The organism is Shewanella sp. (assembly GCF_041630135.1).
GTDB lineage: Bacteria > Pseudomonadota > Gammaproteobacteria > Enterobacterales > Shewanellaceae > Shewanella.
In genome coordinates this window covers 16,483-27,543 of record NZ_JBFKLW010000057.1, presented here as the reverse complement: position 1 = coordinate 27,543, position 11,061 = coordinate 16,483, and the positions used below count along the sequence as shown (strand labels likewise).

At 48.5% G+C, this 11,061-nt stretch carries 10 protein-coding genes and 2 tRNA genes; 6 read left to right on the top strand and 6 right to left on the bottom strand.

Annotated features, from left to right (window positions below; translation table 11 throughout):
* On the bottom strand, positions 1-1,010 hold a 1,010-nt coding region (gap, locus tag ABYK60_RS14465), incomplete at its 3' end, for a type I glyceraldehyde-3-phosphate dehydrogenase (RefSeq protein ID WP_372872726.1).
* 141 nt (positions 1,011-1,151) lie between these two features.
* Positions 1,152-2,030 carry a DUF2989 domain-containing protein gene (locus ABYK60_RS14460; RefSeq protein ID WP_372872725.1) on the bottom strand — a complete coding sequence of 293 codons (879 nt, stop codon included), beginning with the start codon at positions 2,028-2,030 and terminating at the stop codon, positions 1,152-1,154.
* Positions 2,031-2,253: 223 nt separating this feature from the next.
* Here ABYK60_RS14460 and ABYK60_RS14455 point away from each other — a divergent pair, with 223 nt between their 5' ends.
* The 4 genes from ABYK60_RS14455 to ABYK60_RS14440 all read left to right on the top strand — a co-directional run bounded on the left by ABYK60_RS14455 (position 2,254) and on the right by ABYK60_RS14440 (position 5,486).
* A complete protein-coding gene (locus ABYK60_RS14455) occupies positions 2,254-3,693 on the top strand; it encodes a glyceraldehyde-3-phosphate dehydrogenase (protein WP_372872724.1) in 1,440 nt (479 codons plus the stop codon).
* 239 nt (positions 3,694-3,932) lie between these two features.
* Positions 3,933-4,008: transfer RNA gene (locus ABYK60_RS14450), tRNA-Gly, on the top strand.
* Positions 4,009-4,027: 19 nt separating this feature from the next.
* Positions 4,028-4,101 (top strand) — tRNA-Cys (locus ABYK60_RS14445).
* A gap of 188 nt (positions 4,102-4,289) precedes the next feature.
* Positions 4,290-5,486 carry an amino acid aminotransferase gene (locus ABYK60_RS14440; RefSeq protein ID WP_372872723.1) on the top strand — a complete coding sequence of 399 codons (1,197 nt, stop codon included), beginning with the start codon at positions 4,290-4,292 and terminating at the stop codon, positions 5,484-5,486.
* 65 nt (positions 5,487-5,551) lie between these two features.
* Here ABYK60_RS14440 and yvcK read toward each other — a convergent pair whose 3' ends face one another.
* The gene (yvcK, locus tag ABYK60_RS14435) at positions 5,552-6,460 is read right to left on the bottom strand and encodes a uridine diphosphate-N-acetylglucosamine-binding protein YvcK (RefSeq protein WP_372872722.1); all 909 of its coding nucleotides are present in this window, start codon (positions 6,458-6,460) and stop codon (positions 5,552-5,554) included.
* A gap of 172 nt (positions 6,461-6,632) precedes the next feature.
* Between yvcK and ABYK60_RS14430 the strand changes: the two genes are divergently transcribed.
* Together ABYK60_RS14430 and ABYK60_RS14425 are read left to right on the top strand one after the other, a co-directional pair.
* The gene (locus tag ABYK60_RS14430) at positions 6,633-7,466 is read left to right on the top strand and encodes a glucosaminidase domain-containing protein (RefSeq protein ID WP_372872721.1); all 834 of its coding nucleotides are present in this window, start codon (positions 6,633-6,635) and stop codon (positions 7,464-7,466) included.
* On the top strand, positions 7,432-8,067 hold the full coding sequence (locus tag ABYK60_RS14425) for a DUF2987 domain-containing protein (RefSeq protein ID WP_372872720.1): 636 nt from the start codon (positions 7,432-7,434) through the stop codon (positions 8,065-8,067). Before ABYK60_RS14430 ends, ABYK60_RS14425 begins: the two co-directional genes overlap by 35 nt.
* A gap of 159 nt (positions 8,068-8,226) precedes the next feature.
* Here ABYK60_RS14425 and ttcA read toward each other — a convergent pair whose 3' ends face one another.
* The 3 genes from ttcA to etrA form a co-directional block, all read right to left on the bottom strand.
* Entirely contained in the window at positions 8,227-9,186 is a 960-nt protein-coding gene (ttcA, locus tag ABYK60_RS14420; RefSeq protein ID WP_372872728.1) for a tRNA 2-thiocytidine(32) synthetase TtcA, read from the bottom strand.
* Between the two features lie 83 nt (positions 9,187-9,269).
* On the bottom strand, positions 9,270-10,202 hold the full coding sequence (gene uspE / locus ABYK60_RS14415; protein ID WP_372872719.1) for a universal stress protein UspE: 933 nt from the start codon (positions 10,200-10,202) through the stop codon (positions 9,270-9,272).
* 86 nt (positions 10,203-10,288) lie between these two features.
* Positions 10,289-11,041, bottom strand: coding sequence for an electron transport transcriptional regulator EtrA (etrA, locus tag ABYK60_RS14410; RefSeq protein WP_372872718.1), 753 nt, complete (start codon positions 11,039-11,041; stop codon positions 10,289-10,291).
* Between the last annotated feature and the right edge of the window lie 20 nt (positions 11,042-11,061).

Sequence of the window (11,061 nt, the reverse complement as noted above, 5' to 3'; positions counted from 1 at the left end):
TTGGCGTTCATCAGCGCAACGGCGTTGTCCAGCATACGGTTGCTGAAACCCCACTCGTTGTCGTACCAGGCCATAACCTTCACCAGACGACCACTTACGCGGGTTTGGGTGGCGTCGAAGTTGGAGGAGAAGGCGTTGTGGTTAAAGTCGATAGACACCAGCGGCTCTTTGTTTACCGCCAGAACCTGACTCAGAACTTCATCGGCAGCCAGGGCTTTCTCGATGATTTCATTCACTTCGGCCACAGTGGTGTCGCGTGTGGCGATGAATGACAGGTCAACCAGTGACACGTTCACAGTAGGTACACGAACCGCCAGACCGTCAAACTTGCCTTGCAGCTCAGGAACCACCAGACCTACCGCAGCTGCGGCGCCGGTCTTGGTTGGGATCATGGACATGGCAGCAGCACGTGCGCGGCGCAGGTCGCTGTGATACACGTCAGACAGACGCTGGTCGTTGGTATAGGCGTGGATGGTGGTCATCAGGCCAGACTCAATACCAATGGCATCATTCAGTGGCTTGGCGAACGGCGCCAGACAGTTAGTGGTACAGGACGCGTTGGAGATAACGGTCATGTCGCTGGTCAGTACATTCTGGTTTACGCCGTAAACTACAGTGGCGTCAACATTCTTGCCCGGGGCAGAGATGATGACTTTTTTGGCGCCGGCATTCAGGTGAGGCTGTACGGCTTCTTTAGAGGTAAAGATACCGGTACATTCAAATACCACGTCAACCTTGAGTTCGGCCCAAGGCAGCTTGGCTGGGTCGCGCTCAGAGAAGGTGAGGATCTTGTCGCCGTTGACGTAAATCGCTTCTGCGTCGTTTTCAACTTTGGCGTTGAAACGGCCGTGAACAGAATCGTATTTGGTCAGGTGGGCGTTGATGGAGGCATCGCCGAGATCGTTGATAGCAACGATTTCGATAGGATATTCTTTTTCGCTTTCGTACAGAGCACGCAGTACGTTGCGACCGATACGGCCATAGCCGTTAATTGCTACGCGGATAGTCATTTCATATCCCTCAGTGATTATAAACAGTATCTGGTAGTAAAATTACCAAATTGTTTGAATTCGTCAAGTAAAATCCAATATTAAACCCCATAACCGCCCCATAAAACGTAATTATTTTACATGGCTCTCGATTTTTATAATTTATTGATTGTCGTTAGCTGCATTTTCATTGTCTGGCGCGTTTTTTGCGTCGGAAACATCAGCCTTCGCTCTGAGGGTTGCTTCTATGGCGCTACCGCTGAAACTGCCGGATTTAATAGCACTCGCTAGCGCATCTGCCTGCTCATCCAGCCACTCGGAAATGTGTTTGTCTCCGTTCACCAATAACAACATTTTAGCTTCATCTACCCCCTGGCCGGTCAATAACACGTTGGCTCGAGAATACAGATAGCTCGACTCCAAATCATCCAACGTGCGCGACGCCGTCGCCAGACCAAGCAACCAGTCTGGATCTGTGTGTTCAGCATCCATTCTGGCCAACACGTCCAGATAAAGGGTTCGGGATTTGTTTGCATCGACCTTTAAAAAATAGATGGCAAGTTTTGATAACAGTTCCGGGTCATCAATCTTCCCGTCAGCTTCGGCCTTAAGCAGTACATTAAGTGCGCTTACATCATTGAACCTTGACCAATGATAGTAAGCAAGATGAGGCTCTTTGGCTCCTCTGGTAGATTGCTGTAACTCTTCAAGGTTTTGAACGCTGATCCCAAAGGCTCTTATTCTGTCGTTGGTACGGGATACGTTTATCTTGTGCTGCACACCAGCCGCCAGTTCGATACACTTTGAATAGACCTCAAGAAAACGCAATTGGTCATAAATTTCCTTCCCTGTCGGGCTCGAACTGCTTTTCAAGACAAACCGCTGTCGGATCAGATCCCCTTTTTCATATCTGCACCAGCTGTCACGGTGCAGATCCTCACAAAGTTCAGGATTATTTTTACAAATAGCGTCTGTGTTACGGTCATTATCGCAGCCAATAAGCATAAATCCGCTGGCAAAAGCGATAAATGATGTAAACATTACAAAATATGTGCGACCTGAGTGACATTTCACAGCGTTTTCTCTAATAAAATTACAAGCTTAGCGAAAATATGTTACTGGCATGGTGAAGCAAGTTTCATTACAATAGCGCCGACCAAAATTGGACCCTGACCCTATACTAGACTGATTATGGTCGCTTCTGTTTGTTACTCAAACCTTTCTGTAAAGAATTATATAGAAAAGTGAGATAAAGGATCTGTACATGAGTGCTGATAAACACCTGCAAAGCTGGCAAGAACGATTTGAAATGGCCGAGGCTATGCAACCTCTGCTGGGTAAACTGTATCGCAACCAAGGTGTAGAAGTTGTTGTCTATGGCAAGCCTCTGCTGAACGCCTCCACCATCGAAATCATTAAGGCTCACCGTTTGGTGCGTCGCCATGTTGGCGATAAGCTGCGTCTGCGCGAAAGCTTCCCCTTTATTGAAGCGCTGAGTAAGCTGGCAGTAAAGCAGTGTAAAGTGGATATTGGCAAACTGGCCGTAAATTACTGGCGCAATCACAGCGATGCCAGCGAAATTGAAGCTTATATGGCCCGTGAGCTGGCCAGCGCTATCGACCATGCTGATGAAGTGGAACCAAGAGACGTCGTATTGTACGGTTTCGGTCGTATCGGTCGTCTGCTTGCCCGTCTGTTGATTGAGCGTACTGGTCGCAGTAACAAGCTGCGCCTGCGTGCCATCGTTATCCGTGGCGGCCGTGCCGGCGACCTTGAGAAGCGCGCCAGTCTGCTGCGACGTGACTCAGTTCATGGTCCATTCAACGGCTCAGTTGAAATCGATGAAGAAAACAACGCCTTGATTGCCAACGGTACCTACATCCAAATCATCTATGCCAATGGCCCGGAAGAAGTGGATTACACCAAGTACGGCATCAAGAATGCACTGGTGGTTGATAACACCGGCGTGTGGAAAGATGAAGCGGGTCTGGGTCTGCACCTCAAGAGTCCAGGCGCTGCCAAGGTGCTGCTGACTGCACCTGCCAAAGGCAACATCAAAAACATCGTATTCGGCGTGAACGATAACGACATTCTCGATGAAGATACTATTGTTTCTGCCGCTTCCTGCACCACCAACGCCATTACTCCGGTGCTGAAGGCCATCAACGACAAGTACGGTATCGAAAACGGTCACGTGGAAACCATCCACTCCTACACCAATGACCAGAACCTCATCGATAACTACCACAAGGCCGATCGCCGTGGTCGCAGCGCACCGCTGAACATGGTTATCACCGAGACCGGCGCAGCCAAGGCCGTAGCCAAGGCGCTGCCGGTATTGGCAGGTCGTTTGACCGGTAACGCTATCCGCGTACCTACGCCAAACGTGTCCATGGCCATTCTAAGTTTGAACCTGAATGCTGAGACCAGCAAAGACGATATCAACAACTACCTGCTAGATGTGGCGCTGCACTCACCGCTGCAAAACCAAATCGATTTCACCAATTCAACTGAAATCGTTTCCAGCGATTTGGTGGGCTCGCGCTACGCCGGTGTTGTAGATTCCCAAGCCACCATTGCAGATGGCAAACGAGCCATCCTGTATGTGTGGTACGACAACGAGTTTGGTTACAGCTGCCAGGTAGTGGGCGTGATGCAAAAAATGCTCGGCCTGAACCACCTGTCACTGCCTTTGTCTGAGTAAACTTCAGACTCTGCGTATCCCCAAAGCCCGGCATCGCCGGGCTTTTGTTATTGTTAGCACAATTAACCGCCAGACAGCACAGTTTGGGGAAAAAAGCCGTTGACTGACCGATCGAAAAAGGTAGAATGCAAATCGCTGACAGGGAAGGCTGTTGGCATTAAGGAAACGCGAGATTAGCTCAGTCAGGCAAAGGCAGCGATACCCAAGCTTAGTTTGACTAAGTAAATACGCAAAAGAACGCGACATTAGCTCAGTTGGTAGAGCGATACCTTGCCAAGGTATAGGTCATCGGTTCGAACCCGATATGTCGCTCCAACTTCCTTATTCCCTCAAAGGCGCGATGGCAGAATGGCTATGCTGCGGATTGCAAATCCGTCGATCTCGGTTCGACTCCGGGTCGCGCCTCCACTTTTAGTTTAACTTCTTCACACCTGCAAGCTCGCTCTCGACTCATCAAAGATTTATTCAGAATTTTGATGAATATTCATCTATTAAAGATTTTCACCAAGAATCTGTAGGCATTACTTAACGCTTGCTGCGTGCAATGCTATAACTATGCGGTTTTCGTTACCCTCACTGAATAAAGGATAGATCCCATGATATTTTCTCAGGTTGTACCCGCACCCGCCGATCCGATTTTAGGTCTGACCGACGCCTTTAAGGCCGATCCAAGGACCGATAAAGTCAATCTTGGTGTTGGGATCTATAAAGATGAGGCAGGGCAGACACCGGTGCTGAAATCCGTTAAGCAGGCCGAAGCCATTTTGCTGGATGAGGAAACCACCAAGAACTATCTGGGTATCGAAGGCGTCACCCTGTATAACAAGGTGGTGCAGGCATTGCTGTTTGGCGACACCCACGCAGTAATTGATTCTGGCCGCGCCGTAACGGCTCAAGCCCCTGGCGGCACAGGTGCCCTGCGCATCGCGGCTGAGTTCGTGGTTAGAAACACCCAAAGCCGGGTGATCTGGGTCAGCAACCCCACCTGGGCAAACCATCAGAATATTTTTGAAACAGCTGGTTTAACTGTAAAAGAATACGGCTACTACGATGCCGCCAGCCATAATATCGACTTCGGTGCCATGCTGAGTTCACTGGACGCTGCTGTGGAAGGTGATTTAGTACTGTTGCACGGTTGTTGCCATAACCCAACCGGTATCGATTTAACCCTTGAGCAGTGGCAGAAGGTTGGTGAACTATGTGCCGCCAAAGGTCTTATTCCTCTGTTTGACTTTGCTTATCAGGGCTTTGGCCGTGGTATTGAAGATGACGCCGAAGGTCTGCGTCTGGTGGCATCCATGGTGCCTGAGCTGTTGATTGCTAACTCTTTTTCGAAAAATTTCGGTCTGTATAACGAACGTATCGGCGCTGTGACCCTGGTTGGTGCAACGGCCGATGAAGCCAAAGTCGCTTTCAGTCAAATCAAGCGTACTATTCGTGCCAACTACTCAAACCCACCGGCTCACGGCGCCATGATTGTCAGCACCATTTTGAGCCGTCCAGAGCTTAAGGCGCAGTGGGAGCAGGAACTCGCCGAAATGCGTGAGCGTATCGCCAGAATGCGCACCCTGTTTGTGGAAAGTCTGGCAGCCGCTGGTGTGACTCAGGATTTTTCTTTTATCAGCCATCAAATGGGCATGTTCAGTTTCTCCGGTCTCAACAAAGCTCAGGTTGAAGCGCTTAAAAACGAACACGGTGTCTACATTGTGGGCTCTGGCCGGATCAGTGTGGCCGGGATGACAATAAACAACATGCCTGCTATCTGTAAGGCAATCGCTGCTGTGTTGAACTGAATACAGCTGAGTTGCCCATCATCTGAAGAAAAAGGCTGCAGTAGCAGCCTTTTTCTTTAATTAGCTCAGGCGCTAAGCCTTCCAAATTCTATGGAAGCCATGATGGCCTTTGCCAGTAACTGTGTATCGTGAAGCCCTCGGTGGTGTTTACTCTTCAGTGGTAAATAATGGTAAATACCGTCACGACGCTCTTCGTCTGAATGGCAAAGCACTCTCTCAATCATGGGTTTGCCAATTAATTGATGGCACCAGTCAATCCGGTCGTTAAGAGATAGATGATTGGCCGCAGCCGACACTTCAGTAGTGAGATTATCAATCAGAACAATCTTTGCTTTTGAGTGGCGGATAGCAGCTGCAATCTTTGGCAGCAGTAAAGCGGGCAGGGTAGAGGTTAAAAAGCTTCCAGGGCCAAGTACAATTAGCTCTGCTTCTTCAATGGCCTGACAGGCTTCCAGAGTTGGCTCAACCATGGGCTCCAGCGAAAGAGCTATAGGATGGCTCTCAAGTCTGTCCACATCCAGCTCACCAAACACCCGGTTACCACAGGCTTCAAGGGCAACCAGATGCGTCGGCTGTTCTGACATGGGGATCAATTTGCATTCAATGTTCAGCATGCCACGAATGAGATTAACCGCATCGAGCGGACGCACACAAAGCTGATCCAGCGCATAAAGAATCAGATTACCCAGGTTATGGCCACCGAGTTCGGTTGCCCCTTCAAATCGGTACTCAAACAGCAGCGAGCCCACAGAAGGGCGGTCGGCAAGTTGTGATAAACAATTTCGAAGATCGCCCCATGCAATGCAGTCGTGCTGTGCGCGAAGACGGCCGGTAGAGCCACCATTATCTGTGGTTGCTACAATACCGGTGAGCCTGGACCCGAGGAATGCCAAGCTGGAAAGTACGCGACCAAGCCCGTGGCCGCCACCAATGGCAACCACCTTTCGATAATCGTTAAGTTGCAAAATTTCCATATATGACTTCCCTGACTAATCACTGAAAAAACCGACAGCCCTTGTCGGATCAAAACGCCATTAGTTTAGATAAAATGGCGGAATTTTACAGCCATTAATTTTGCGATGGCACATATATCACATATAATGCGGTTTGCAAACACATTTTCGTAGTCACACAAGGGTTAAGCTATTGAAAACCGGTAAAATATCAACTCTTATTGTCGCTTTCGCCCTGTGCTTCATGGCGATTGTATTGCTAAGGGTAAGTTTGATGCCGGAAATGGAATCGCCGCATAACATGCTGAAAAAATTAGCGCCTTTTTCGCATACAACCAAACTACCTGATTTTGACGCCTATCATGATGTTGGCGAAAAAAAAGCAGCATTCTTTGATTTTCTGCGCCCGATAGTGCAGGAAATTAATCAGGACACCCTAAAAAAGCGTCATGATGTTAATCGGCTGCTGACAAAATTGGAAAATGGAGAGTCGCTTTCAAGTAAAGAGAGTCAGTACCTTTCCATGCTGGCCGCTGAATATGGCATAGAAGAAGACACTCCACAGAGCATGGCTGAACGCTTGTTAAAGCGTATTGATATAGTTCCTGAATCGCTGGTTTTGGTACAAGCGGCAAACGAAAGTGGCTGGGGTAGTTCTCGTTTTGCCAAAGAGGGGCTTAATCTTTTCGGCCAATGGTGTTACAGCAAAGGCTGCGGTATTGTGCCTGCTGCTCGCGGGCATGAAATGACTCATGAAGTCACCGTTTTTAATACAGTCGAACAGGCAATAGCTTCTTATATACAAAATATCAACACCCACCCGGCATACCAATTGTTTCGGTCTATTCGGGCTGAGCAGCGCTTGAAAGGTATAGAACCAGACGCATCCAGGCTGGTTTATGGATTACTCAATTACTCGGAACGCCGTGAGGCCTACGTGGAAGAATTGCTGCAAATGCTGCGGCACAATCGACAATATCTGGAAAGAAATAATGAAACGGACAATCAAACTGTGTCTGCTGTCTAGCCTTTTTGTATCAATGCCCGGCATGGCCGGTACGGTTTCTCTGGAGTACGCAGGGTTTCATGATCGCCTCAAGGTAGTGAACAAAGGTGAATTCCCTCGGGTCGAGCTGACTTTTTCTGTACCACAGACCCAAGGCTGTAAAATAATAAGCGGTGAAATCACCACAGAATCCAAGCGCTTTCCACTGACGTTTACCCAGGATCAAAGGTTGTACATCCCATTTGATAACGACCTGAAAACCATGCGTGCCTTAGTTAATTTGGAAACTCAGGGGGATGCTGCCGGGTGTGGCCTGGCACTGCAAATCCGCGAGCGTGTTCCCAAAGGTGCCTATACAGTATCTGAACTGACTGCTTTGAAACAGGAAATGGACGACCTTCAAGCAGCACTGCAGGGATTCCCGATGAAGTATTTTGCTAAATCTGCCGATGGTATTCGATTTTTGTTTGATGCCGCAGAAACTGCCGTCAGCCGCAATGGTATTGAATCTGTGGTCAGTGGTGAGTTCATACTTGGCAGCGATGAAATTGATGCCACTGAAACCCTTAAATTCAGCCAGGCTGCTGCTGTCGTCAGCCCCTGGTTTAATCGTGGGCAATGAGTCGTTGTAAAGTTGTTTAACGGCCTGAGCAGTTAAGTGACTAGGTGTCGGTTGTGTAAATTGTGGGCGTTATTTGTTTACATCGACAATTTGCACAGTAAAACACAGTCGATAAAACAAAAAGCCCGCATCGTGCGGGCTTTTTTGCTTCTACGCCAGTTATGGCGTGAAAGTAGACACAATATCGATGCGCTCGCCGGCAGGCTTGGCCGCTTTGTCCAAATCGATATGACCACTGTTGGATATATCCATAAAATCAAAAGCTGGCAAATCGGCCTCAGCTACATCGCCGCGAAACTCTGCATTCGGATCTTGCTTAAGTGACACAAAATCGAACTGCTCACGATCAACACCTTGAGAGGGCGCAGTATTTTGCATTGCGGTGAAGATAGTTTCGATACGACCGGGGTACTGACGGTCCCACTGCTTAAGCATGTCTTTGATTGCGGCACGCTTTAAGTTTTCCTGTGAGCCACACAGGTTACACGGAATAATGGGGAAGTTTTTTAGCTGCGCATATTCTTCAATGTCTTTCTCGCGGCAATAGGCGAGGGGGCGGATAACCACATTGGCGCCGTCGTCAGACAGCAGCTTAGGCGGCATAGCTTTCATCTTGCCACCATAGAACATGTTCAGAAACAGCGTTTCTATGATGTCATCTCTGTGATGACCCAAGGCTATCTTGGTGGCACCGATGCGTTGAGCAAAACCATAGAGGGTGCCACGACGCAGGCGGGAGCACAAAGAGCAGGTGGTTTTGCCTTCAGGAATTTTATCCTTAACGATAGAGTAAGTGTCTTTCTCGAGGATATGATAAGGAATGCCGAGACTATCAAGATAAGCTGGCAAAATATGCTCAGGGAACCCGGGCTGCTTCTGATCTAGGTTAACTGCAACAATCTCAAACGACACGGGCGCACGCTGCTGCAGATTAATCAGTATGTCCAGCATGGCGTAGCTGTCTTTGCCGCCGGATAGGCAACACATCACCCGATCGCCATCTTCAATCATGTTGTAGTCAGCGATAGCACTGCCCACTTCACGGCGCAGCCGCTTTTGCAGCTTATTAAGGTGAGTGATCTGTTTTTTGGAAAGTTCGTCTTGCTGGATTTCAGACATTACAACGTCAGACATAAAAAAGCGCCCGGTAACCTAGGTTTCAGGGCGCGTATTATTCCAGCTTAGTGGCTTAGGGTAAAGCTTTAGCCTTCCAACAGAGGTGATTTATATCCGTCAGGCTTTATCGCCAATAAATCACAGTTCAGGCTATCGATAACATGCTCGGCGGTATTACCGATGAGCGCCGCAGAAAAACCTGTGCGGCCAACTGTACCCAGAATAACAAGCTCAGCGTCCAGTGCGACAGCCAGCTCAGGGATAACATCTTCAGGTAAGCCTTCTTTCACATGGCAATGATCAGCGTTGATACCATGCTTCTGTGCCAGATACTTCACTCGCTGCTCGTGTTGCAGACGAATAGACTCATTGTAGCTATGTGCATCAAAATCCGGCAGTTCTATGGCAAGATTCACCGGAGTACCGGGATAGCCGTTAACCAAATGTACATGAGCATTGAACTGTTCTGCCAGGGCTTTGGCGTGCTCGATAATTTTATTATTAAGTTGCTGATGTTCAGGATCTTCCGTTGCTACATTAACAGCACACAAAATTTTTCCGCCCACCGGCCAATCATGCTCTTTTACCAGCAATACAGGAACAGGAGCTTTACGCATCAGGTGCCAGTCGGTAGGAGTAAAAATCACGGCTTTTAATTTATCGTGTTCGTGAGTGCCCTTGATGATGACATCAAAGTTACCTTCGATGGCAAAATTGATAATGCTTTCAAATGGACGATTATGCCAAACTACCTGAGTTTGGATATCGAGTCCCTTGCTGACATAAGGGGTAAGAATATCACCAAGCCAGGCGACCCGCTGGTCAATGACGCCTTTACGCATGGCTTCCCGCTCGTGGGCAGAAAGTATGGAAGTCATTTCATAGGAGAAGTCGAAAATCGACAGGAATACTGTGATCTGGCTGTGATTTTTTGCGGCAAGTTCCACAGCACGTTCAAGAGCCACCTGACGATCACTGGTGGGGTCAATCACGACCAATAACTTCTGATAATCCTTCATAGCGGCCTCCTGAAATTGGCTTGGTTTCACTTACTATGATGAACGAGCGACCAAGCAATGCTTTGTTTTAGATCAATCACTTGTATTTATCTCGCTATGCGGGCATTTCCGGCGAGAGCATTCAAACCTGCAAAATCGAGGATCGTGATGTATTTGCCTTTTACCTCAATCAAACCGGACTTCTGGAAACGTCCCAAAAGGCGACTGATAGTCTCAACAGTGAGGCCTAGATAATTGCCGATATCGCCTCGGGTCATGGTCAGACGAAACTCGCGCTGAGAAAACCCACGATTGCCATAGCGGGTCGCCAGATTGGCAATAAAGGCAGCAAGGCGTTCCTCAGCATTTTTCTTACTCAGCAGCAGGATCATTTCCTGATCGGACATGATTTCATTGCTCATCAAGCGCATGATTTGCTGACGAAGCTTGGGCATGGAGCCCGAAAGATCATCCAGGGTGTGGTAGGGTATTTCACACACCATGGAGGTTTCCAGTGCTTGGGCAAAGCTTTGATGAGTTTGTGCATGGATACCATCAAACCCAATCACGTCGCCAGCAAGGTGAAAGCCGGTGATTTGCTCATCGCCTTGCTCGGTGATGGTATAGCTTTTAATGGTGCCGGAGCGAATTGCGTACAGTGACTTCAGTGTGTCGCCGGATTTAAAAATCTGTTCGCCTTTCTGAATCGGCTTTTTGCGCTCGATGATGTTGTCGAGTTGGTCAAGTTCGTTTGAGTTAAGCGTAAAAGGAATGCACAGCGATCCCATGCTGCAATCATGACAATGAATGGTGCAACCTGTAGCAGCGGGGCGGCGGAGTTTATTTTGTTCTAGTGGCATTGTGTTATTCCAAACCTTTT

What these genes read in the sequence shown, in the direction of transcription:
- ABYK60_RS14440 (WP_372872723.1), top strand. Translation starts at nt 4,290, where the DNA reads ATGATATTTTCTCAGGTTGTACCCGCACCCGCCGATCCGATTTTAGGT.
- ABYK60_RS14455 (WP_372872724.1), top strand. Translation starts at nt 2,254, where the DNA reads ATGAGTGCTGATAAACACCTGCAAAGCTGGCAAGAACGATTTGAAATG.
- uspE (WP_372872719.1), bottom strand. Translation starts at nt 10,202, where the DNA reads ATGAAGGATTATCAGAAGTTATTGGTCGTGATTGACCCCACCAGTGAT.
- ABYK60_RS14425 (WP_372872720.1), top strand. Translation starts at nt 7,432, where the DNA reads ATGAAACGGACAATCAAACTGTGTCTGCTGTCTAGCCTTTTTGTATCA.
- ttcA (WP_372872728.1), bottom strand. Translation starts at nt 9,186, where the DNA reads ATGTCTGAAATCCAGCAAGACGAACTTTCCAAAAAACAGATCACTCAC.
- etrA (WP_372872718.1), bottom strand. Translation starts at nt 11,041, where the DNA reads ATGCCACTAGAACAAAATAAACTCCGCCGCCCCGCTGCTACAGGTTGC.
- yvcK (WP_372872722.1), bottom strand. Translation starts at nt 6,460, where the DNA reads ATGGAAATTTTGCAACTTAACGATTATCGAAAGGTGGTTGCCATTGGT.
- ABYK60_RS14460 (WP_372872725.1), bottom strand. Translation starts at nt 2,030, where the DNA reads ATGTTTACATCATTTATCGCTTTTGCCAGCGGATTTATGCTTATTGGC.